Raw genomic sequence first — 22,281 nt, forward strand, 5'->3', positions numbered from 1 at the left:
CCTTTGGTCCATCGGCTTGAACTTGCCCGGCCCTCATCCTTCTAGATGTACCCCAATCAAACCGAGGGAAAACCTGAGCAATGCCCAGAATCCTCACCCGCCTGACCCCTGAAGAAGAACTGACCGAACACAACGCCAAAATGTTCGGCTCGCCCAAGGAGCGGCTGGACTTTTATCGTCGGGAAATCCAGTACGAAACCAGCATTCTGGCCAATCGCACCGACGCCTACCTGACCGCCCAGTCATTCCTGGTGATCGCGTTTGCATCCTGCATGGCCAATCTGAACCCGGAGTGGGGCAAGCTCTTCACACTGATCGTGCCGCCATTTTTGGCGTTGCTCGGCGTCTTGAGTTCCCTCAATGCATGGCCGGGCATTCGGGCCGCCTACGACATCATCGACCACTGGCATTTCAAACAAAGCGAATTGCTGCGCAGCGAGCCGCTGATGGGGCTGGCCTACGACGAATCGCCGCTGTTCAGCGAGCGAGAGTCGACCCATAAGGGCTACCGTAAATCGCTGCTGTTTTCGGTGCGCACGCCGTGGATATTCGCAGCGTTCTGGGTGCTGTTGGGCATTTACTCGGTGTTTATCCAAGTGACCGATCCGGGCGGCTAGCCCGCGCGACCGTCTTTGCGGCGCTCATACCACGCCAGGGCGGGTTGGGTGGTGACACCGTGGACAAGGATGCTCAGCGCCACCACCGACAGCGTGAGGTTGATGCACTGCTGCGCCACTTCCGATTGCACGTCGTGATTCAAGGCGTAGAACAGATAAAACAGGCTGCCGATCCCGCGGATACCGAACCAGCCGATCAACAGCCGTTGCGGATGGTCCAGCAACCGCCCCCAGGGCATCACCCACACACTCAACGGGCGAATGACCGCGAATAACAGGGCGCCGACGGCGAGGGCCCGCCAATCCCAATGAGTGGCAAGGACGACGCCCACCAGTGTCACCAGGAAAACCTCCATGGAACGCTCCACCAGGCTGCCGAACGCCAGCATGTCGCTCATCATCACGCCAGCCGCCACTTGGCCGTCGTCCAAGGCCTGGGTGTCGCCGACCACCGCCTGCTGAGGCTCGACCGTTTCGTGGCCCACCACCGGCTGTACCAGGTGTTCTGCCGGTGGCGAGTGTTCGTCGGTGGACTCGACCTCGGCCTGGCGCAGCCCCAGGCCAGCGGCGAACACCGACAGGAAACCGTAGCCGTGGATCGCTTCTGCCGCCACGTAGGCGAGGGCGATCAGGGCCAGGGCCAGATAGTCATTGGGTGACAAGGTGCTGTCGGCATTCTTGATACGCATCGACAACGTCAGCCCGCCGATGCCGCGCCCCAGCCAGTAGCCCACCAGCAAACCCGCCGGCACCGCCCACAGGACGTCCCGCAACGCCCATTCGCCGAGGAATCCGCTGCCTTCCTCGCTCAGCATGAGCAAGCCAAGGATGACGAAGGGAAACGCCGTGCCATCGTTCAGCCCGGCTTCACCGGACAGCCCGAACCGCACCCGGTCGTCGTCGCGGGCATCGTTGACCTGCACCAGGGCCGCGAGCACCGGGTCGGTCGGCGCCAGTATCGCGCCGATCAGCATCGACATGCCCCAACCGAGGCCAAACAGGTAATGCAGCGCCAGGCAAAGCCCGACGATCGTCAGGATCATCACCGGCCCGGCGAGCCCGTAAGCCACGCGCCAGCTGCGGTTCTTGAGAGGCAGGCGCAGTTTGAGACCGCTGACGAACAGCGAAAACACGACGGCGACTTCGGTCAGGTGCTCCATCCACCCGGACGAGTCATTGACATCGAGCCTTAGCAGCCCCAGCCCAGCCGGCCCGATGGCGACGCCCAGCGCCAGGCACACGGCGGAGGTGGTGACGGGCATCCAGCGCAGGTAGGAGGAGGTCAGGGCCAAGGTCAGCAAGACAGCGCCGAGTACGGCTACCCACACGGTAAAGATCATGATTGCTCCTCGGGTAATGAAAAGGCGCCTGTCCAACGTTCGAGGGCGATAGCGAAGCGAGGGTTCCGCCGCATATCAGGGCGATTCCGTTTATCCGGGCGCTTTTCGATCCAGGGGAATTTTTTGCCCTGCGCGAGGCTCTGCAAAGGAAGAGACGTGCCGATTCGAGCGTCCAGCCAAGAACCCAAGAGGCCTATATGACTGCGCTGACACCCCTCCAATCCAGGCCTGCCACCGCGCAGCCATTCACAAGTGCTGGTAACGTTCGCCAGTGTTACGAGCGGCTGTTGCAAGGCACCGACGATGCTGACAAACAAGCGGTTGCCCAGGCCTTCCTGCAACCGTGTCTCGAACAAGCGAGCGCATTGCCTCAAGAAATGCCTGACGACCCTGGCGCGTTGCTCGCCTGGGTAGAACAGCACAGCGCCGGCGTGGCCCGGCAATATGCCGACTACCTGGAACGGCGCAAAAGCGGCGGCGGTCGGGAGTTTTTCCAGACCAAGGCCCATGCCCTGTATTTTATCCAGGCCGTGGCGCCGACTAAGCTCGTGGACGGCGCATGGCTGTACGGTGTGCTCAAACACTGGCATGACCATCGCTTCGAAGGGCTGCTGTGCACCTATCTGGAAGAGCTTGGGGATGGCGTTCCGGCCCAGAACCATGTCGTGCTCTACCGCAAGCTGTTGGCCGAACACGGCTTACAGGACATGCCCGACATCGATGACGAGCGCTACCTGCAAGGTGCTGTTCAATTGGCCCTGGGCTATGCCGGCGACGAATACCTGCCCGAGGTCATCGGTTACAACCTGGGTTATGAGCAACTGCCCCTGCATTTGCTGATCAGCGCCTATGAGCTGAGCGAGCTGGACATCGACCCGTATTACTTCACGCTTCACGTGACCATCGACAACGCCAGCACCGGGCACGCCCACAAAGCCGTGCAAGCGTTGCAACAACTGATGCCGATGGAAGCTGACCGCGAGTCGTTCTGGCGCCGGGTCACACTGGGCTATCGCCTCAACGACCTGGGGCAGGGCAGCCGGGCGGTCATCGAGTCGTTCGACCTTGAGCGCGAAGTCCTGGACATGCTTGAGCGCAAGCGCCCGTTCGGCCAGCACATGCATTCCGATTACTGCAAGTTCGAAGGCAAGACCGTCAACCAATGGCTGGCGGAACCGGGGCAGTTGGAGGGTTTCCTCAAGGCCATGCAAGGCAAAGGCTGGATCCGTCGCCATGAAGATCCCCAGAACAGCCGTTTCTGGACGCTGATCGAAGGCCCGGGCGCGGCGATGTTCGGGGTTTTCAGCCCTTACGAAAAACAGCTGCTGCACGACTGGATTGCCGGCGACTGGCTGGACCAGCGCGGTCGTCCCGGCGCCCGCCGCAATCATGGCGCGGCCCATGAATCGCCGGCACCGGCCCAAGACCCGGATGTGCAGAACCTGCAGCAAACGCTGCGGGGCAAGGCCCCCGATGAGCAGATGCAAATTCTGATGCCCTGGCTCTCGGCCCGCTGCCACAGCCACCCGGCCGGGTTGTTGGCGACCCGCCGGTTCATCGAACTCAAATCCGCCCTTCGCTAGGAGCCCTGCATGAATCAGGAAGACCGCCTGTCCGAACCCGACCTGGCGCTGCTGCAGCTAGGTCGTCGCCTGCACGCTGACGGCTACCGTTTCATCACCCCAACGCCGCTTACTCACGAGCGCGTCAACCAGCGGCCAGGCAACGAGCGCTCCAAGACCCTGCGGGATGTTTTCGGCTGGTCCAGGCCCTTCGCGCCGGGGCTTATTTCCGCCGACGAGCAGCGTCAATTGCAAGAAGCAGAAGTGTTGGAAGAACACGACGGCCTGCTGCGCAGCCGCGTGCGTTGGTCAAGCCTGGACGGCATGCTGTTCGCCCATTCGCAATTTCCGACCCAGGCCAACGACGCAGTGTTCTTTGGCCCCGACAGCTACCGTTTCGCCCACCTGATCCATACCCATCTGCAACAGAACTTCACGGCCGTGCATCGCGCGGTGGACATTGGCTGCGGCGCCGGTGTCGGGGCGATGGTGATTGCCCGCGCCCGTCGCGAAGCCCAGGTACTGGCCATCGACATCAACCCGATGGCCTTGCGGCTGTGCGCCGTCAACGCGGCGCTGGCCGAGGTGGCAAATGTCGAGATCGCCCGCAGCGACGTGCTCAAGGACGTCGAGGGTGACTTCGACCTGATCGTCGCCAACCCTCCGTATATGGCCGACCCCGCCGAGCGTGCTTATCGCCATGGCGGCGGAACGCTGGGCGCGGGATTGTCGCTGCGTATCGTCGAACAGGCATTGCCACGGCTGACACCCGGCGGTTCGCTGGTGCTCTACACCGGCGTGGCGATGGTCGACGGTCGTGATCCGTTTCTGGAGGCTCTGGGCCCTTGGCGCGATTCACCGCAGTTCGCCTGGACCTACAGGGAATTGGACCCGGATGTGTTTGGCGAGGAACTGCTGACACCCGGTTATCAGGACGTGGAACGGATCGCCGTGGTGGCGTTGGTTGTCACCCGCACGGGTGCGGGTATCGGAGGGAATATCGATGAACAGGCGTCTGAAGTTCGGCATTGAAGAGGAATATTTCATCACCGATCTGCAAACCCGCCGCATGCCCGATCAACCGTCGGCGGCGGCGGTGACGGCGTGCCGGGAAGAGCTGGGCAAGCACTTCGCCCATGAAATGTTCCAGAGCCAGGTGGAAATGGCTTCGCCCATCTTCCGCAGCCTGGCCGAAGCGGCCGATTACCTGGCCCAGGTGCGTAACGGCCTGACCCAGCGCTTGGCGCCCCATGGCCTGGGATTGCTGAGCGCAGGATCCCATCCAATGGCGACCGTTGGCTTGCAACCCACCGACGAGCTGCACTTCCAGCAGTTGTTCGACGACTACCAGCGCGTGGCGCGCCGCAGCGTCCTGTCGGGCCTGCACATACATGTGGAAGTGCCGGGCGATCACGACCGGGTCAAGGTGATGAATGAGGTGCTGCCCTGGCTGCCGATGCTGTTGGCGCTCAGCGCGTCATCGCCGTTCTGGAACGGCGCCTACAGTGGCTTCAGCAGTTATAGGCAAGTGGCCTGCGATGAATGGCCGCGCATGGGCGTGCCGGAATTCTTCGAGGACGAATCAGCCTTCAATGGCTACGTCGATATGCTCACCCGCACCAGCTCCATCCGCCAGCCCAGCGATTGCTGGTGGGTGATCAGGCCTTCCTCGCACTATCCGACCCTGGAGCTGCGTATCTGCGATGCCTGCCCACGGACCGAAGATGTGCTGTGCCTCGTCTCGCTGTTTCGGCTGATGATTGCCCACGCCGTCGCCCAGCCCAAGCCAGGCGCCCACTACAGCTTGATGTCACACTGGATCCTCAAGGAAAACCGCTATCGGGCCAAGCGCCACGGCATCCTCGCGGAATTTATTGTCGAAGGCCAGGAGCAACCGATGCTGATTGGCGAGTGGCTGAACCTGGCCGAGCAGACCTTCGGCGACACCGCGACGGCGCTGGGCGTGCAGGACGTGTTCAAGCAAGCGCGCCGGATCATCCAGGAGGGCACCAGCGCTGATCGACAAGTGGTCCTCTACGAGCAAGGCCTGCTGCTGGGCGATACGACCGAAGAGGCCCTGGGCCGGGTGGTCGATCAGCTGTTGTCGGAAACCGCCGGTTTGCCGGTGGCCGATCCCACCCTCGCGCAAGTTGCAGGTGGCCAATGACCAGCAAAACCCTCGACGACTACAACCGCATGCGCGATTTCGGCGCCACCTCGGAGCCGTCGGCGAAGCGCTCTCGCAAATCGGCAAAAACCACCCACGCGTTGCAGTATTGCATTCAGAAGCACGATGCAACGCGGCTGCATTACGACTTTCGCCTGGAGCTGGATGGCGCGCTCAAGAGCTGGGCGGTGCCCAAGGGGCCGTCCCTGGACCCGAAGGTCAAGCGCCTGGCGGTTCACGTTGAAGACCATCCCATCGAATACGCGACGTTCGAGGGCAGTATCCCGGAGGGGCACTACGGCGCGGGCGACGTCATCGTCTGGGACCGGGGCGTGTGGATTCCACAGGGTGACGTGCACGAAGCCTACGAAAAAGGCCGGCTCAAGTTCGAGCTGCGGGGGGAAAAGCTCGCGGGGCTGTGGAACCTGGTGCGCACCCATATGCCGGGCAAGCAGGAACAATGGTTTCTGATCAAGCATCAAGATGACGCCGCCCGGCCGGAAAGCGAGTACGACGTGGTGCAGGCCGAGCCCGACAGCGTGCTCAGTGACCGCACCATCGTGCCCAAGCGGCGGGGCAAGGCGGCCGCCGCCAAGGCTGTAAAGCAGCCGGAAAAACCCGCCAAGGCGAAGCCATCCAAAAAGAGCGGCAAGACCACCCTCAGCGGCGCCGTGGCCGGGCCCATCCCCGAGACCCTCAAGCCGGAACTGGCGACCCTGGTGGAAAGCGCACCCGATGGCGAATGGCTCTACGAAATCAAGTTCGACGGCTACCGCGTCATGGCGCGCATCGATAATGGCGACGTGCGCTTGATTACCCGCAACGGCCATGACTGGACCCACAAACTGCCGAAACAGGCCGAGGCTCTGGCGGGGCTGGGGTTGGAATCAGCCTGGCTGGACGGTGAAATGGTCGTCGCCGACGAGCAAGGCGTGCCGGACTTCCAAGCCCTGCAAAACGCCTTCGACGCTGGCAGCAGTGGCAAGATCGCTTATTACCTGTTCGACCTGCCGTACCTCAACGGCATGGACTTGCGCAAAGTGCCGGTGGAGGAGCGCCGGGCGGCGTTGGCTGCGGTGCTGGAACCCAACGAAGACCCCTTGCTGCGTTACTCCGATTCCTTCGAGGAAACCCCGCAAGCATTGCTCAACAGTGCCTGCCAGATGCGCATGGAAGGGCTGATCGGCAAGCGCCAGGGCAGCGCCTATGTGTCCCGGCGCAGCAGCGACTGGATCAAGCTCAAGTGCAAGAACCGCCAGGAATTCGTCGTGGTCGGCTTCAGCGAGCCGAAGGGCGCCCGCAGCGCGTTTGGCGCCTTGTTACTGGGCCTGCATGACGTCGACAGCGGCGAGCTGCGCTATGCCGGCAAGGTTGGCACCGGTTTCAACGAAACCACGCTCAAAAGCATCCATCAGCAGCTGTTGCCCCTGGAAACCAAAAAGGCCGCCGTGGTCAATCCGCCCACAGGGTATGACGCCAAGGGTGTGCACTGGCTAAAACCGGAGTTGCTGGCGGAAGTGGCGTTTGCCGAAATGACCAAGGAAGGCTCGGTACGCCATGCCGTGTTCCATGGCCTGCGCAATGACAAACCGGCAAAGGCGATTACCCAGGAATTGCCCAAAACCGTGAAAAAAGCGGCGGCCAAGGACAATGCTGAACCGGCGCCGGCCGAGCCGAAAGCCAAATCCAAATCCAAATCCAAATCCAAGGCCACGGCCAAGGCCAAGACCACGCAGTCGCCAACCTTGGAAGGCAAGGTCCGCATTACCCATCCGGATCGGATTATCGACGCAAGCAGCGGCACCACGAAGATGCAACTCGCCGAGTACTACGCCAGCGTTGCTGATTTTATCCTGCCGGAGCTGGCCGATCGCCCGGTGGCGCTGGTACGGGCGCCGGATGGCATCGCCGGCGAGTTGTTCTTCCAGAAGAACCCCGAGCGCCTGGCAATTCCCGGCATCACCAGCCTGGACAAGGACCTGACCGGGCAACCAGTGATGATCATCAACAACGCCGAAGCGCTGATCGGCGCGGTACAGATGAGTACCGTGGAGCTGCACACCTGGAACGGGACTTCTGCCGATCTGGACAAGCCTGACCGCTTCGTCCTCGACCTTGACCCGGACCCGGCGCTGCCGTGGAAAAGCATGGTGGAAGCCACGCAATTGACTTTGTCAGTGCTGGATGAGCTGGGCCTGAAGGCGTTTCTAAAGACCAGCGGCGGCAAGGGCATCCACATTGTCGTGCCGATTACTCGCAAGTTGGGCTGGGACGAGGTGAAGGGCTTCAGCCATGCCATCGTCAGCCACATGGCCAAGCTGTTGCCCGATCGCTTCTCGGCAGTGTCGGGTCCCAAGAACCGGGTAGGGCGGATCTTCATCGATTACCTGCGCAACGGTTTGGGCGCAACCACCATTTGTGCCTACGCAGTGCGTACCAGGGAAGGGCTGCCGGTGTCGGTGCCCATCTACCGGGAAGAAGTGGCCGAGCTCAAGGGCGCCAACCTTTGGAACGTGAACAACGTCCACGAGCGGCTGGCGGAGGTGGGGCATGAGCCTTGGGCTGACTTGCCCAAGACCCGCCAGAGCATCACCGCCGACATGCGGCGGCGGATTGGGATGAAGAAGACTGCGAAGTAGCTTGATCGGCCTCGCTTTTTTGGCGAGGCAATGAGTAGCTAAAAATAACCCGCCTCTGTGGTGAGGGAGCAAGCTCCCCCGCCACAGAGGCTGTTCTAGCCAGCCTCAGCTAGTAAACCCGCGAACGCCGCAACTGCTCGATCGTTTCAATCAACTCGTCATAGGACACCGGCTTGCCGATGTGCTGGTCGAAGCCCGATTGTTGTGATTTATGCAGGTCGATGGACGCACCGTAGCCCGTCAGGGCGATGGCCGGGATGTGTTTGATGTGAGGCAGCTCGCGCAGCGCCTGCATCAATTCATGGCCATTCATCACCGGCATGCCCAGATCGGAGATCACCACGTCGAAACGGGCGTCCTTAGCGGCCTGCAAGGCTTGCAGCGGCTGGTCGAAGGCGACCACGTTGGCGTCTTCCATTTCCAGCAGCAACTTGAGGGTATCGAGCACGTCCGGGGAATCGTCCACCAGCAACACCGTCAGGCCGCTCAGGCGTCCCGACTGTTCCTCGCAAGCCTGCGGTTTGGGCACGATCGCGGCATTGCTCAGGGGCAGGCGAATCGTGAAGGTGCAACCTTTGCCCAGCCCCTCGGACTTGACCTCGACGCTGCCGCCGTGGGCTTCGGTCAATTGCCGGACCAGTGACAGGCCGATCCCCAGGCCTTCGCGCTGGTGTGTCGCGTGTTGGGTCTCGGCCTGGCCGAACAGGTCGAACACTTCGCTCAGGTGCTCCGCCGCGATACCCACGCCGGAGTCCTTTACGTCCAGGCGCGCCATATGGTCGTCGTGGCTGGCGACCAGTTGCACGCGGCCGCCGCTAGGGGTGAATTTCAGCGCGTTGTTCACCAGGTTCCAGATGATCTGTTCCAGCCGGGTCGGGTCGGCATTGACGATCAGTTCTCCATTGGAACCCTCGGGCAGGTCCAGAGTGACCTTGTTGGGATGATTGTCGTTGATCACCACGGTGTAGATGTCTTGCAGCACCCGCGCCAGATCGACGGCTTGGCGCTTGAGCTTGAGCTTGCCGGTGCGGACACGGGCCACGTCCAGCAGATCGTCAATAATGCGTGCCTGGCTGTTGACCGCATCGCAAATGGTATTGACGGCCCGGGCCGCGGTGGTGGCGGCCTTGGTCACCGGCAGGCGGCGAAGCAATTCGGCGTTTAGCTGGATCAGGTTCAGCGGGTGCTTGAGCTCGTGGGACATGACGGCGAAGAACTCATCCTTCAAATGGCTGGAGTTCTGGGTTTCCATGAGCCGCTGGGTCTGTTCCTCGTGCAGGCGCTTGTGGCCGGTGAGGTCACGGGCAATCTTCACGTAACCCTGCAGATATTCGCCGCTGAGCAGTGTGACTTCGCCGCTGCAGAAGAAGCGGCTGCCATCCTTGCGCTGGTGCCAGCGCTCGTCTTCGCAACGGCCTTTGGTTCGAGCGGTGCTCAATTCTGTTTCGGGTACGCCAGTGGCGCGGTCCTCGGGCGTGAACACGAAGTCGTAGTAACTGCCTTCGGCTTCGCTCTTGGTATGCCCGAAGATCAGCTCCGCCCCGGTGTTCCAGCTGTTGATCACGCCGTGCTCGTCCAACAGGATAATCGCGTAGTCGCGGGTGCTTTCAGCCACAAGGCGCATGCGTTCCTCGCCCAAGCGCAGCTCTTCTTCGGCCGCGCGACGCTTGGTGATATCGATGAAGGTCAGCACCGTGCCGTCGATATGATCTTCGCTGGAGCGGTATGGCAGCAGCCGGGCAATGTACCAGCGAGCGTCGCTGCTAGTGACTTCGCGCTCGATCATGTTCAGGGATTCGAATACCTGGGTGGCGTCCGCCGCCATGTCCGGGTAGTCCAGCCGATGGGTGATGTCCAGCAACGAACGGCCGGTGTCCACCGGCAGCATGCTGAAAATCTCCGTGGCCCGAGGCGTGAACCACTTGATGCGCATGCTGCGGTCGACGAATACCGTGGCAATATCGGTGGAGGCGATCAGGTTGGTGAGGTAGTCGTTGATCTTGTCGGTTTCCTCCACCTTGGTCTTGAGTTCGTAGTTGACCGTCAGCAGTTCCTCATTGATCGATTGCAGCTCTTCCTTGCTGGTCTCCAGCTCCTCGGTGGCCGATCGCAATTCCTCGTTGATGGCCTGCATTTCTTCATTGGAAGCCTTGAGCTCTTCGCTGGAGACTTCTGCCTGCTCGATGGTGTCCTGCAGGTGCGACTTGGTGCGCTGGAGTTCGCGTTCCAGGTTGGCAAGCACTTGGTTTTCGGTCTGGCTGGTAATGGCGGCAACCTGCTGGCCGGGGTCGACTTCTTCCTCTTCGAAGACGACGAGCACAAAGTCGCCATCGGATTGTTCGTCGCGATAGGGCTGGACCAGCAGGTCCACCAGGAAACGCCGTCCGTCGCGTTCCATGTTGACTTGGCGTGACTTGACCGGTTGGCCGTTCTGGTTGACCTGAAACAACGCCGTGCGGATTTCCAGGCGCAGTTGCGGATTGATCAGCGTCAGCAGGTTGCGCGACATTTCGCCGCCGACATGGCGCAGGTAGCGGCCGGCACTTTCGATCATGTGCAGGATGTCGCCATTGTTGTCGACAATCATGCTGGGCGGCGCGGCACGCTCGATGGCGCGCAGGTGGATATCGGCGAACGAGACTTTGCGTGGCACCGCGACCTGGGGCGGGACCAACGCCGAGGTACTGCGCACATAACCGCCACGGGGCATGGTCGGTGTGCGGCGGCTGCTGGCGGTGCCGTACTTGGCGCGGAAGATCCGGTTGCGCTTGTCCACCGGGCTGAACAACTCGCTGCAGGCGTCGGCCGATTCCGAAGAGCCGAGAAACAGATAGCCGCCCGGCCGCAGGGCAAAGTGGAACATTTGCAGGATTTCACGCTGCACCTCGCGGTCGAGGTAGATCAGCAGGTTGCGGCACACGATCAGGTCGATCTGCGAGAACGGCGGGTCCGAGAGTAGGCTGTGCTTGGCGAACAGCACCCGTTCGCGGACTTCCTTGCGCACACGGAAAGTCGAGTTTTCCTTGACGAAGTACTGGCGCAGGCGGGTGGGCGGTACGTCGGTGATGATCGCTTCGGGGTAGGCCCCGCCGCGGCCCACTGTAATTGCCCGCTCATCGATGTCGGTGGCGAATATCTGCAGCTTGGCGTTGCTGGCATCGTGTTGCAGTTGATCGCTGATCAACATGGCCAGGGTGTAGGCTTCCTCGCCGGTCGAGCATCCGGCCGACCAGACCCTGATTTCCTCCGGCGGGACGCTGCCCGGTTCCACCGGCTTGAGCAGGTTGGGCAGTACGTCGCGCTCCAGGGCTTCGAAGGCCTCACGGTCCCGGAAGAAGTTGGTCACACCGATCAGCAGGTCACCGAGCAGGGCCTTGGTTTCCTCCGGATGATTCTGCAGATAGCTGTAGTAGGCGTTGAGGTCCGGTTGGGCGGTGACTTGCATGCGTCGTTCGATACGCCGCAGTACGGTGGCCCGTTTGTAATGCTTGAAGTCATGGCCGGTGCCTGCCCGCAGCTGCACCAGGATGTCGTGCAGCGATTGCTCGGCGGCAACGGCTTCTCGCTCGGATGCCGGCGGCTGGGTATGTATCTCAGGGTCGTTGGCGGTCGGCAGACGGATGGCCTGGGAGTTTTGCCACAGCTCCAGGAGTTTTTGCGGCATTTCCGCCACCGGCAGCACCAGATCGACCATCTGGGTGTCGATGGCCGCCTGTGGCATGCCATCGAATTCGGCGTCCTGGGGCGACTGAGCGAGGGTCACCCCGCCTTGTTCCTTGATTCTCGACAGACCCACGGCACCGTCGGAACCGGTGCCCGACAGCACCAGGCAAAACGCGCGGTCCTTGTGCACATCGGCCAGGTCACGGAAAAACAGGTCGATCGCCACGTGCCCACCCTGGCGCGATTCGGCCGGGGTAACCTTCAGATACCCGTCGTTCATCGATAAATGATGGGCCGGGGAAATCACATAGACATGGTTCTTCTCGATCGGCACCGCCTCGGTCACCTGCAATACAGGCATCTTGGTGGATTCCTGGATGATCTTGTCGGCGATGCTCTGATGATCCGGCGCCAAGTGAAGTACGATCACGAACGCCATGCCGTTGTCCTTGGGCATGTGCTCGAAAAACTGCTTGATGGCTTGCAACCCACCCGCCGAGGCGCCGATGCCCACGACGGCGAAATCCAGGTGACTGGGGCTCAGCTCCTTTCGTTGTGGAACGTTGGGAGAGCGTTTGCTTGGAGATGACATATTAGGTTAGGCCTTAAAGGGCGGCGGGGCGGTCCAGCGCTGCCGACTCGATTTCAGGATGCAAAGCCGCAGGATAGTCGTGTTACACGAACATTGCGAAATTGACGCTTCGCAACACCGCCGCCACCGTCATTGTGTACCTCAAAACCCGTTCAGCCTACCGGAACCCGCAAATACTCCGGCTGCAAATAGTTGAACCACAGCAGGATCATCTCCACCAGAATCGTGACCAGCACCAGCAGGCCGACGCCCCAGACACTGGCCGAATACAGTAGGCCCTGTTCCTTCTTCAAACCCATGAACTTAGGCAGGCCGACGAACAGCAGGAAAGTCGAGTACACCGAAGCCGCCAGCAGGACCGCCACTGCCAGCCACCGGCTGGGGTACACGCCGAATATTCCGGCCAGGAAGTAGGGGGTCGCGGTGTAGGCAGCGAAACCGATGCATTGGTTGACGGTTGGCCGGGCCTCGAAGGTGCGCGACATCCAGCGGATGAACAGCCCCATCAACGTCACGCCGACAACGATGGTCACATACAGCAAGACGCACAGCTGCAGCGCACTGGCGTGGCTGAGTCGCACGGTTTCGTTTTCGGCCAGACTCCAACCGGTCCAAGTGGTACCGACGAACAGGCATACCGCCGGAATCAGTGCGAGCAACAGAAGATGCGCCAGGTAATGGTGGGGATGGGCCTGTTCCTGCTCGCGAATGTCCCCCCAGGCGAATTCCGGATGGGTGAACAGTTTGACGAAAAGCACGGACATAACGACCTCCTGATCAAGACAGCCTCTGCATGAGGCTCATACCGTTATGAGGTACAGGAATGACCAGGGGTTTCATTTATTTGACCGCTTGGCGCGACGGCGCGATAAAGGGAATGATTCGGGGCGGCGGGGGTCAACCCATCAGCATCCATGAAGGACTGTATGCCATGACTGTTGCCCATTCCCTGATCGAGTACATGCGTGAACATGAGTTGCGCCTGACCACTGCCGAGTCCTGCACCGCAGGGCTTATCGTCACGCTGTTGGCCGAAGTGCCGGGCAGCGGTTCGCTGATCGAAAGCGGTTACGTGGTGTATTCCCCCGAAGCCAAGCAGCGGCTGCTGGGTGTCAAGCCGCGGACCATCGATACCTTCAACCTGACCAGCCGCGAAGTCGCCGAGGAAATGGCTTTTGGCGCATTGCGCGACGCCAACGCCAACGTGGCGGTGGCCACCACCGGCCTGCTCGGGCCCGACGACAAGGACGGCATTCCCGCCGGCACGGTGTGTTTTGCCTGGGCGTTCGAATTGAACGGGCAGCGCGCGCTGTTCAGCCGCCGAGAGCGTTTTTTCGGCGATCGGCGCCAGGTGCAACGGTTATCCAGTGAATACGCCTTGCAGCAATTGCCCAGCTATCACCGGCGCGCCATGGCGGGTGAACGTCGATAGGAGGACCCCATGACCGACCAATGCGAACAGGACGATCATCGCAGTCGCCAGTACCCGGTATGCGAGGACATGGCGTTCCAGCACAAGGTCTGGCGTTTCGAACGGGTGGGTTGGTATGCGTTGGTGCTGCTGGTCTTGTTGACGTTGCTCGGGCTGTTTTCCCATGGGCCACTGAGCAATAGCGAGATTCACAGTGCTGACGGCAGCATCGGGGTCGAATACGAGAGGTTCCATCGCAACGGCTCGACCAATCCGGTGATCGTGCGCTTGAAGGGAGCACCCAATGCAGTGCTGGAAATCGAGCTCGGGGGCGACTGGCTGGAGGGATTCGACGTGCAAAGCGTGCAACCTACGCCCATGCGCTCGGCCGCCGCGGGTCCGGGCATGAAGCTCTGGCTCCAGGCGGATGGTCAGGGGCAGGCGAACCTGCACCTGTCATTGCTCAGCGAAGGCCTCGGCACGTACCAGAGCCGCATCGCAACGCCCAACGGCGCCGTGGTCACGTTCAGTCAATTCATCTTTCCTTAGGTGACATATGGATTCGGTACTGCGAGCCGCCGCGATGTATGCGGTGCTGATGGTGTTGTTCAAGATCGCCGGGCGTCGTTCGTTGGCGGAAATCACCACGTTCGATTTCGTGCTCTTGATGATCATTGGCGAGGCGACCCAGCAAGCGCTGCTGGGGGATGACTTTTCGATGACCAACTCGTTCATGGTCATCGTCACGCTGATCGCCATTGATGTCGGATTTTCGTTGCTCAAGCTGCGCTCCGACTGGGTGTCCCGGCTCATCGATGGCGGCCCGACCATCATCGTCGAGGACGGGCGCATCCTCCAGGGCCGCATGCGCCACGCACGGCTGGTTGAGGCGGACATCATGGAAGCGGCACGCTCGAGCCAGGGCATCGAGACCCTGGACCAGATCAAATTCGCGATCATCGAGCGCAATGGGAAGATTTCGGTGATTGCCAAGGAGTGATCAGAAGGGCGCTTTCCGTGGCGAGGGAGCAAGCTCCCTCGCCACGGAATATGTGCCTGCGCTTACAGGATCGGCTTGCCCCCCGTCACCGCATACCGCGAGCCGGAGATGTAGCTGGACTCATCCGACGCCAGCAGCACGAAGATCGGCGCCACTTCCACCGGTTGGCCGGGGCGGCCCAGCGGCGTCTGGGAACCGAAATTCTGCACTTCTTCCTCGGGCATGGTGGCGACGATCAGCGGCGTCCAGATCGGCCCCGGCGCAACACTGTTCACGCGAATACCCTTGGGCCCGAGCATCTGGGCCAGACCGCCGGTAAAGTTGGCAATGGCGCCCTTGGTCGTAGCATAGGCCAGCAGCGTCGGCTTGGGCATGTCGGAGTTGACCGATGTGGTGTTGATGATCGAGCCTCCGGCCTTCATGTGCGGCACCGCGGCCTGGCAGATCCTGAACATCGCCGTGATGTTGATATCGAACGTGCGCACCCATTCTTCATCGGGAATTTCTTCGAGGGTTTCATGGGTCATCTGGAACGCGGCGTTGTTGACCAGGACATCGATACGCCCGAAGCGCGCCACGGTTTCATCGACAACCTTGCGACACTGGGCCTTGTCGGCAAGATCACCCGGCAGCAACAGGCACTGGCGACCGGCCTGTTCAACCCAGCGCGCGGTTTCCTTGGCATCTTCGTGTTCGTTCAGGTAGGAAATGGCCACGTCCGCGCCTTCACGGGCGAAGGCAATCGCCACGGCGCGCCCGATGCCGCTGTCGGCGCCGGTGATCAGGGCGATCTTGTTCGCCAGGCGTCCTGAACCTTTGTAACTCTGTTCGCCGCAGTCTGGATAAGGGTCCATTTTCTGCTGGCTGCCAGGTACGGGTTGGTTTTGCTTAGGGAAGGGTGGGGTTGGGTAATCGGCCATTTTCGTTCTCCATCTCCGGTGGTTGCGATGGAGGGTGGACCCTGGGGTTTTGGCCGGAGTTCGGTCGGATTTTCCTGCCGGTCGATAAGCGTGACCACGAGCGTTTCATCGACCGATCACCGATTAAGGTGAACGTGGGCGAAGCCGCCTTTTCCAATCGAATAAGGTCTCAGAAGGAGAAGGGCATGTTCAGTCATATTCAGATCGGCGCGCGCGACCTACCGAAGATGGTCGCGTTTTATGATGCGGTCCTGGGCTGCCTTGGCCTGGTGCGCATGGACAGCGAGGACGACTCTGGCCCACCCGGCGAGGGCTGGCATCAGCCCGGCAGGCATTGGCCGCAGGTGTTCGTCCAGGTGCCCATCAACGGGCTGCCGGCGACCTGGGGCAATGGGATGCAGGTCAGCTTTGCCGCTGAATCACAGCAAGCCGTACGCGAGGCCTGGAAGATGGCGATGGACATGGGAGGTTTCGACGAAGGCGAGCCGGGCCCGAGGCCCCAATATTCGAAGGATTACTTCGGCGCCTATTGCCGGGATCCGGAGGGGAACAAGCTGTGTTTTGTGCATACGCCGGATATGCATGACTGACTTCGGCATGGGCGGTGGTGGAGGCTTTTGTGGCGAGGGAGCTTGCTCCCGCTCGGTCGGCCCGACGCTTCGGGCGCAGCGACCGCAAGATTTTGGGGCCGCTTCGCAGCCCAGCGGGAGCAAGCTCCCTCGCCACGGGGGATCCGGTCAGGTTCGGGATTTCAGGCTACGCTCCATCCGCGCAATCCCTTCCTCCAGCAACACCCGTGGGCAGCCGAAGTTCAGCCGCACGTACTGCCCCGCGTCGTCGCCGAAATCCAGCCCGGCGCTCAGGCCGACCTTGGCTTGCTTCAGGAAAAAGCCCTGTGGGTCGTCCAACCCCAATCCGGAGCAATCCAGCCACGCCAGGTACGTTCCCTGCGGCGCGGTCATGGTGATGCCCGGCAAGCGGGTCTTCACCGCCTCGACCAGGTAATCACGATTGGCCTGCAAATACTGCTTCAAGGCCTCCAGCCACGGTCCCGCTTCGCTGTACGCGGCGCGGGTGGCCTCCAGGCCAAGGGCGTTCACACTGTCGACCATGCCGGCCCTGGCGCCGTTGACCCGCTCGCGCAGCTTGGCGTTCTGGATGATGGCGAAGGAGGTTTTCAGCCCCGCGATGTTATAGGCCTTGCTGGCGGACATCAGGGTGATGGTGCGTTCGGCAATGTCCGCGCCCAGGCTGGCGGTGGGGATGTGCACGCGGCCATCGAAGCATAGCTCGGCATGGATTTCGTCGGAGATGATCCAGGCGTCCTGCTCGACACAAATATCCGCCACCGCCTTGAGTTCGTCGCGACCGAATACCTTGCCCAGCGGGTTATGCGGATTGCTCAGCAACAGCGCGCCGCCGCCCTGCAGAGCATCCCGTAGTTCGGCCAGCGGTGTGCGGAACTCGCCATCGACCGTGTCGAATGCCAATTCCACCTTGTTCAGGTTCCAGTTACCAGGCGCGTTGCGTAGCGGTGGATAGTTGGGCACCTGCACCACGACGTTCTGCTGCGGTTCCACCAGCGCATGCAGCGCCATGTTGAAACCCGGCTCGACCCCAGGCAGGAATAGGATTTGCTGGGGCTCGACGCGCCAGGCGTATTTGCTCCAGAGATCGGCGACGATGGCCGCGCGCAGATTGTCCTGGGCAACGCTGTAGCCGAGCATCGGGTGCTCCAGGCGTTTGCGCAGCGCATCGACGACGACCGGTGGCGCGGCGAAATCCATATCGGCCACCCACATTGGCAATACATCCGCCGGGTAGCGGCTCCACTTGGTACTACCGGTGCCGTGGCGCTCGAACACCAGGTCGAAATCGAAAGTCATGGTCGTTCCATCAGGTCAGGGAATGGGGATGGCGCCATGATAAAGCGTGAACGGCATGATTGTATCGCTGTGTATCCAGACCCTTTGCCGATACGCACTGATTCCTTTGTGCCAGTCGATGACACACCCCAGATACCTCGCCGGCGTCAAATGAGCCCATCGAGACAGCACAAGCCGTCTCAGCTATTCACTCAAACGTCGGAGACATCGCCATGAACGTCAAGAATCTCAGCATTGCTTCACTGTTCGCCGTCCTCAGCCTCGGCGCTCTGGCAGCCAACGCCCAGGACGCCGTCAAGCCGCATACCTACATGTACGGTGATCACCTGGACATCGCCACGGTGCTGTCGGTCAAGCAAGGGATGGGCTCAGGCTGCGGCGTCGTCGAGTCGCGAATGACCTACCTGGATTCCACCGGGGCGATCCAGGCGCTGGACTACAGCGCGATCGAGCAGGATTGCGGTCAGGGCAATTGAAGAAACGGGTGTCCCATGTGGCTGTGGCGAGGGGATAAAACCCCTCGCCAAGGTTTGGCGTTCGCTCCCAATCAAGCCAGGCTGAACGGCAACTGCCGCAGGGGTTTGCCCGTCAGGCTGGCAATGGCATTGGCAAACGCCGGGGCCAAGGCGGGCAGGCCGGGTTCGCCCATGCCGGTCGGTGGCTCAGCGCTCGGGACGATGTGGACGGCAATTTGCGGCATGTCGGTGATACGCGGCACGCTGAAGTCGGCAAAGTTGCTTTGTTGCACGACACCGTCCTTCAACGTCACGGCGCCACCAGGCAGGCACATCGACAGGCCCATCAGCGCAGCGCCTTGGACCTGGGCTTCGATGCTGCGTGGGTTGACCGCCAGATTGCAGTGCACGCCCGCCGTGACGTTATGGAGCACGGGACGGCCATCCTGCACCGAGGCTTCGACCACGTAGGCCACCACCGAGCTGAACGACTCGTGCACCGCCACGCCCCAGGCTTGACCGGCGGGTAACTGGCGCTTGCCGTAGCCGCTCTTGTCCACCGCCAACTGTAGCGCGTCGCGATGACGCGGGTTCTGGTCGCCAAACAGCTTCATGCGGTACGCCACCGGGTCCTGCTTGGTCGTGCGGGCGATATCGTCGAGCAGCGTCTCCATTACGAAGGCGGTGTGGGTCGAGCCGACGCTGCGCCACCACAGTACGGGCACATTGAGCTTGGGATGATGCACCGTCAATCGCATCGGCAGCGGATACGGATCGCGCAGGCCTTCGGTGGCGGTGGGGTCGATGCCGTTTTTCATCTGCCCGGCGAACAAGGTACCGGTCAAGATGGATTGCCCCACCAGCGCGTGGTCCCAGGCCAACACGTTGCCGCTGTCGTCAAAGCCGATCCGCGCGCGGTGAAGGTGCATGGGGCGGTAGTAGCCGCCCTTGATGTCGTCTTCACGGCTCCAAAGGGTGCGGATGGGGGCATCGAGCCCGGCGGCGCGGGCCGCCTTGGCCACTTCGCAAGCCTGTACGACGAAATCATTGGTGGGCACGCCGCGCCGGCCGAAGCCACCGCCCGCCGTCTGCACATTCACCTGGACCTGCTCAGGTTTGAGATTGAGCACCTTGGCCGCTGCCGCGCCGTCGCCGCCGGGAAACTGCGTACCCACCCACAACTGCGCACGGCCCTCGGACAGCTGGACGGTGCAGTTCAGCGGCTCCATGGGCGCATGGGCCAGATAAGGAAATACGAACTCGGCTTCCAGTTGATGGGGCGCCGACGCCAGGGGCTTCATGTCGGCATCGAAGTGGAGCGGTCCGGATTGGCCGGCCAGTTCGCGGTACTGGGCCAGTTGTTTTTCCGTGTCGACTTTTTCGACCTTGGCTACGTCCCATTCGACCTTCAGCGCATCACGCGCCAGCTTGGCCTGCCAGTAGCCGTCGGCGATCACCGCGACGCCTTCGGCACCGCCGTCCAACGGCACGCGCAGCACGGCTTTTACACCTTTGGTCGCGCGTGCGGCGCTGTCGTCCAGGGAGGCGATGCGGGCACCAAATACCGGTGGATGGGCGACCACGGCGGTCAGTTGCCCCGGCAGATGCACGTCGATGCCGAAATCCTGTTGCCCGCTGCTCTTGGCCTTGGCGTCGAGGCGGGTGGTGGCCTGGCCGATGAGGCGGAAGTCCTTGGGGTCCTTGAGCGTGACCTTCTCCGGCACGGGCATCGCCATGGCGGCTTCGGCCAACTCACCGTAGGTGGCCTTGCGACCGCCAGGGCCAAGCACCGCGCCGTTTTGCGTGGTCAGGCTGGAGGCGTCGACATTCCAGCGCGCCGCTGCGGCGGCCAGCAGCATTGAACGGGCCCGGGCGCCCAGTTCGCGGTATTGGGTGTAGCTGTTCTTGATCGAATTGGAGCCGCCGGTAAGGTGAATGCCAAAGGCCGGATCCATGTACGCCGCGTCGTTGCTGCCGTTGCGCGTGCGCACCAGGCTCCAGTCGGCGTCGAGCTCTTCGGCGAGGATCATCGGCAGGCCGGTCTGCACGCCCTGGCCGAACTCAAGGCGATTGATGGTCACCGTCACCTCGCCGTTAGGCGCGATCTGGACGAAGGCAGAGGGTTGCTGGGTCGGCTTGAGTGGGCCTTCGCCCGCGCCGTTGGCCTGTTCGGCCAGGGCCAGGTGAGGAAAAGCCCCCAAGGCCAGGCCGCCGATGCCGACGATCTTGAGGAAGCTGCGGCGGGGCAGGGTCGCGGGACCGTCCGCGTCATCGCGTTCGAGCAGGTGCTGCAAGGCTCGCGGAAGTTCGGTTGGAAAAATCTCGTTCAGCATGGCGCAACTCCCTGTCAGGCGAGGGCTTTGGCGGCGTCGGCCACCGCGGCGCGGATTCGTGCGTAGGTGCCGCAGCGGCAGATATTGCCGGCCATGGCCGAGTCGATCTCGGCCGGTGTCGGCTGCTTGCCCTTGGGCTGGGCCTTGAGAAACGCGGTCGCGCTCATGATCTGCCCGCTCTGGCAGTAGCCGCACTGCGCCACGTCATGCTTGACCCAGGCTTCGTGCACCGCGGTGCCTACCGGGTCGCTGCCGTCGGTGGCCGCCTCGATGGTCGTGATCTTTTTGCCAACCGCCGCGGCTATCGGCGTCACGCAGGAGCGAATGGCTTGGCCATCCAGATGAACGGTGCAGGCGCCGCACAAGGCCGCACCGCAGCCGAACTTGGTGCCGGTCATGCCCAGCGTGTCGCGCAGGGCCCAAAGAATAGGGGTGCCAGGGTCTACGTCAACCGTGTGCTCACGGCCATTGATATTGAGGGCGCTCATAGTCGGACCAGCTCCAGATGGTTGGGCACCGATTACTATAGAAAGCATTGGGCGCGATAGCTTGCACGATCCGGTCCGATGATTGCCCAATCTTGCAAATCACCCAGCCGTTCGTTTGAAACGACCACGCCAAGATGTGGGCACGGCATACCCGCGTATGATATCGGGCGCCCCATACCGCGATGCACACTCGTCCTCCAGGTGATCCGTTGTTCTGCCAATGGATACGGATTCGCCTCATCCAGCACAGGAGAGCGATCATGACGATGCATCTGCAAGACACGCCGCAAAAAAACCATCCAGGGAGTATCCGCGACCGAGGAACTGGTTCCGTCGCGCTACGCACTCAAGGTCGGCGACATCGATGTACTGGTGGTGAGCGACGGCGTGCTGCCGCTGCCGACCTCGACCATGTCCACCAATGCCGACCCCGCCGCACGTGCTGCCTGGTTCAAGGACATGTTCCTTGGCCCGGACGCGTTCGATTGGGCGTTGAACGTGCTGGTGGTGCGCAGCGGCGAGCAAACCCTGCTGGTCGACGCGGGGCTGGGCGGGCAGTTCCCCGGCTTCCCACGTGCAGGGCTGTTTCCAAAGCGGCTGGAGGCGGCCGGCATCGAGCTTTCCTCCATTACCGACGTGGTCATCACCCATATGCATATGGATCACATAGGCGGCCTGCTCGTCGACGAGGTACGGAACCGCCTGAGCCCGGACGTGCGGATCCATGTTTGCCAAACCGAGGTCGATTTCTGGGCGGAGCCTGACTTCTCCCGCACCGTCATGCCCGCGCCGATACCGGACGTGCTGCACACGACCGCGCGGCAGTTCATGGAGGCATACCACGACAAACTGCACACCTTCGAGCAGGAGCATGAAGTGGCGCCGGGTGTCGTGGTCAAACGCACCGGCGGGCATACCCCGGGGCACAGTGTGGTGCATGTGACGTCTGGCCGCGAAAAGCTCACGTTTGCCGGCGACGCCTTGTTTCCGGTGGCTTTCGACCATCCCGATTGGCAAAACGGCTTCGAGCATGACCCTGAAGAAGCGGTGCGCGTTCGCGTACGGTTGATGCAAGAGGCCGCGGCAAGCGGGGAGCTGTTCGTGGCGACCCACCTTTCGTTTCCTTCCGTGGGCCGTGTGGCGGTGGATGGCGACGCGTTTCGTTGGGTGGCGGGGTCCTGGGATTATTGAGTGCTGGCTGGGCTTGG

General features: G+C 62.1%; 18 protein-coding genes. 11 read left to right on the forward strand and 7 right to left on the reverse strand.

Annotated elements, in window-relative coordinates:
* Positions 1-80: 80 nt before the first annotated feature.
* On the forward strand, positions 81-617 hold the full coding sequence (locus tag M1D68_RS12240; protein WP_420764000.1) for a hypothetical protein: 537 nt from the start codon (positions 81-83) through the stop codon (positions 615-617).
* Here M1D68_RS12240 and M1D68_RS12245 read toward each other — a convergent pair.
* Complete coding sequence (locus tag M1D68_RS12245; protein WP_457970549.1) at positions 614-1,957, reverse strand: cation:proton antiporter; 1,344 nt, start codon at positions 1,955-1,957, stop codon at positions 614-616. The genes M1D68_RS12240 and M1D68_RS12245 overlap by 4 nt on opposite strands.
* A gap of 197 nt (positions 1,958-2,154) precedes the next feature.
* Between M1D68_RS12245 and M1D68_RS12250 the strand changes: the two genes are divergently transcribed.
* Genes M1D68_RS12250 through ligD form a run of 4 tightly spaced genes read left to right on the forward strand, consistent with a single transcriptional unit; the run spans position 2,155 to position 8,325 of the window.
* Positions 2,155-3,540 carry an iron-containing redox enzyme family protein gene (locus M1D68_RS12250; RefSeq protein ID WP_420763998.1) on the forward strand — a complete coding sequence of 462 codons (1,386 nt, stop codon included), beginning with the start codon at positions 2,155-2,157 and terminating at the stop codon, positions 3,538-3,540.
* 9 nt (positions 3,541-3,549) lie between these two features.
* A complete protein-coding gene (locus tag M1D68_RS12255; RefSeq protein WP_420763997.1) occupies positions 3,550-4,551 on the forward strand; it encodes a methyltransferase in 1,002 nt (333 codons plus the stop codon).
* On the forward strand, positions 4,523-5,686 hold the full coding sequence (locus M1D68_RS12260; protein ID WP_420763996.1) for a carboxylate-amine ligase: 1,164 nt from the start codon (positions 4,523-4,525) through the stop codon (positions 5,684-5,686). Before M1D68_RS12255 ends, M1D68_RS12260 begins: the two co-directional genes overlap by 29 nt.
* Positions 5,683-8,325: a DNA ligase D gene (ligD, locus tag M1D68_RS12265; RefSeq protein WP_457970551.1), complete on the forward strand. Its 2,643-nt coding sequence runs from the start codon at positions 5,683-5,685 to the stop codon at positions 8,323-8,325. Before M1D68_RS12260 ends, ligD begins: the two co-directional genes overlap by 4 nt.
* Before the next feature lie 109 nt (positions 8,326-8,434).
* Here ligD and M1D68_RS12270 read toward each other — a convergent pair whose 3' ends face one another.
* A complete protein-coding gene (locus tag M1D68_RS12270; protein WP_457970553.1) occupies positions 8,435-12,580 on the reverse strand; it encodes a CheR family methyltransferase in 4,146 nt (1,381 codons plus the stop codon).
* A gap of 152 nt (positions 12,581-12,732) precedes the next feature.
* Positions 12,733-13,344: a Yip1 family protein gene (locus tag M1D68_RS12275; RefSeq protein WP_420763993.1), complete on the reverse strand. Its 612-nt coding sequence runs from the start codon at positions 13,342-13,344 to the stop codon at positions 12,733-12,735.
* A gap of 167 nt (positions 13,345-13,511) precedes the next feature.
* On the opposite strand from M1D68_RS12275, the gene M1D68_RS12280 reads away from it, so the two are divergent.
* Genes M1D68_RS12280 through M1D68_RS12290 form a run of 3 tightly spaced genes read left to right on the forward strand, consistent with a single transcriptional unit; the run spans position 13,512 to position 14,991 of the window.
* Positions 13,512-14,012, forward strand: a complete 501-nt coding sequence (locus M1D68_RS12280) for a CinA family protein (protein WP_420763992.1) — start codon at positions 13,512-13,514, stop codon at positions 14,010-14,012.
* Between the two features lie 9 nt (positions 14,013-14,021).
* Entirely contained in the window at positions 14,022-14,540 is a 519-nt protein-coding gene (locus M1D68_RS12285) for a hypothetical protein (RefSeq protein WP_420763991.1), read from the forward strand.
* A gap of 7 nt (positions 14,541-14,547) precedes the next feature.
* Complete coding sequence (locus tag M1D68_RS12290) at positions 14,548-14,991, forward strand: DUF421 domain-containing protein (RefSeq protein WP_420763990.1); 444 nt, start codon at positions 14,548-14,550, stop codon at positions 14,989-14,991.
* 62 nt (positions 14,992-15,053) lie between these two features.
* Here the strand turns inward: M1D68_RS12290 and M1D68_RS12295 are convergent, their stop codons facing one another.
* Positions 15,054-15,911, reverse strand: a complete 858-nt coding sequence (locus M1D68_RS12295; RefSeq protein ID WP_420763989.1) for an SDR family oxidoreductase — start codon at positions 15,909-15,911, stop codon at positions 15,054-15,056.
* Positions 15,912-16,096: 185 nt separating this feature from the next.
* On the opposite strand from M1D68_RS12295, the gene M1D68_RS12300 reads away from it, so the two are divergent.
* Positions 16,097-16,501: a VOC family protein gene (locus tag M1D68_RS12300; RefSeq protein WP_434564019.1), complete on the forward strand. Its 405-nt coding sequence runs from the start codon at positions 16,097-16,099 to the stop codon at positions 16,499-16,501.
* A gap of 147 nt (positions 16,502-16,648) precedes the next feature.
* Here the strand turns inward: M1D68_RS12300 and M1D68_RS12305 are convergent, their stop codons facing one another.
* Entirely contained in the window at positions 16,649-17,797 is a 1,149-nt protein-coding gene (locus tag M1D68_RS12305) for a MalY/PatB family protein (protein WP_457970555.1), read from the reverse strand.
* A 212-nt stretch (positions 17,798-18,009) separates the two neighbouring features.
* Here M1D68_RS12305 and M1D68_RS12310 point away from each other — a divergent pair, with 212 nt between their 5' ends.
* Positions 18,010-18,273, forward strand: a complete 264-nt coding sequence (locus tag M1D68_RS12310; RefSeq protein ID WP_457970557.1) for a DUF2790 domain-containing protein — start codon at positions 18,010-18,012, stop codon at positions 18,271-18,273.
* 71 nt (positions 18,274-18,344) lie between these two features.
* Here the strand turns inward: M1D68_RS12310 and M1D68_RS12315 are convergent, their stop codons facing one another.
* Together M1D68_RS12315 and M1D68_RS12320 are read right to left on the reverse strand one after the other, a co-directional pair.
* Positions 18,345-20,585, reverse strand: coding sequence for a molybdopterin cofactor-binding domain-containing protein (locus M1D68_RS12315; RefSeq protein ID WP_457970559.1), 2,241 nt, complete (start codon positions 20,583-20,585; stop codon positions 18,345-18,347).
* 14 nt (positions 20,586-20,599) lie between these two features.
* Positions 20,600-21,073: a (2Fe-2S)-binding protein gene (locus M1D68_RS12320; protein ID WP_457970561.1), complete on the reverse strand. Its 474-nt coding sequence runs from the start codon at positions 21,071-21,073 to the stop codon at positions 20,600-20,602.
* A 270-nt stretch (positions 21,074-21,343) separates the two neighbouring features.
* Here M1D68_RS12320 and M1D68_RS12325 point away from each other — a divergent pair, with 270 nt between their 5' ends.
* Positions 21,344-22,264, forward strand: coding sequence for an MBL fold metallo-hydrolase (locus M1D68_RS12325; RefSeq protein WP_457970713.1), 921 nt, complete (start codon positions 21,344-21,346; stop codon positions 22,262-22,264).
* Positions 22,265-22,281 lie beyond the last annotated feature (17 nt).

It is taken from the genome of Pseudomonas sp. R4-84 (assembly GCF_054130985.1).

Coding starts and splice junctions, on each gene's coding strand:
- M1D68_RS12290 (WP_420763990.1), top strand. CDS start 14,548: ATGGATTCGGTACTGCGAGCCGCCGCGATGTATGCGGTGCTGATGGTG.
- M1D68_RS12270 (WP_457970553.1), bottom strand. CDS start 12,580: ATGTCATCTCCAAGCAAACGCTCTCCCAACGTTCCACAACGAAAGGAG.
- M1D68_RS12315 (WP_457970559.1), bottom strand. CDS start 20,585: ATGCTGAACGAGATTTTTCCAACCGAACTTCCGCGAGCCTTGCAGCAC.
- M1D68_RS12300 (WP_434564019.1), top strand. CDS start 16,097: ATGTTCAGTCATATTCAGATCGGCGCGCGCGACCTACCGAAGATGGTC.
- M1D68_RS12320 (WP_457970561.1), bottom strand. CDS start 21,073: ATGAGCGCCCTCAATATCAATGGCCGTGAGCACACGGTTGACGTAGAC.
- M1D68_RS12275 (WP_420763993.1), bottom strand. CDS start 13,344: ATGTCCGTGCTTTTCGTCAAACTGTTCACCCATCCGGAATTCGCCTGG.
- M1D68_RS12245 (WP_457970549.1), bottom strand. CDS start 1,957: ATGATCTTTACCGTGTGGGTAGCCGTACTCGGCGCTGTCTTGCTGACC.
- M1D68_RS12255 (WP_420763997.1), top strand. CDS start 3,550: ATGAATCAGGAAGACCGCCTGTCCGAACCCGACCTGGCGCTGCTGCAG.
- M1D68_RS12250 (WP_420763998.1), top strand. CDS start 2,155: ATGACTGCGCTGACACCCCTCCAATCCAGGCCTGCCACCGCGCAGCCA.
- M1D68_RS12295 (WP_420763989.1), bottom strand. CDS start 15,911: ATGGCCGATTACCCAACCCCACCCTTCCCTAAGCAAAACCAACCCGTA.
- M1D68_RS12310 (WP_457970557.1), top strand. CDS start 18,010: ATGAACGTCAAGAATCTCAGCATTGCTTCACTGTTCGCCGTCCTCAGC.
- M1D68_RS12280 (WP_420763992.1), top strand. CDS start 13,512: ATGACTGTTGCCCATTCCCTGATCGAGTACATGCGTGAACATGAGTTG.
- M1D68_RS12285 (WP_420763991.1), top strand. CDS start 14,022: ATGACCGACCAATGCGAACAGGACGATCATCGCAGTCGCCAGTACCCG.
- ligD (WP_457970551.1), top strand. CDS start 5,683: ATGACCAGCAAAACCCTCGACGACTACAACCGCATGCGCGATTTCGGC.
- M1D68_RS12305 (WP_457970555.1), bottom strand. CDS start 17,797: ATGACTTTCGATTTCGACCTGGTGTTCGAGCGCCACGGCACCGGTAGT.
- M1D68_RS12240 (WP_420764000.1), top strand. CDS start 81: ATGCCCAGAATCCTCACCCGCCTGACCCCTGAAGAAGAACTGACCGAA.
- M1D68_RS12260 (WP_420763996.1), top strand. CDS start 4,523: ATGAACAGGCGTCTGAAGTTCGGCATTGAAGAGGAATATTTCATCACC.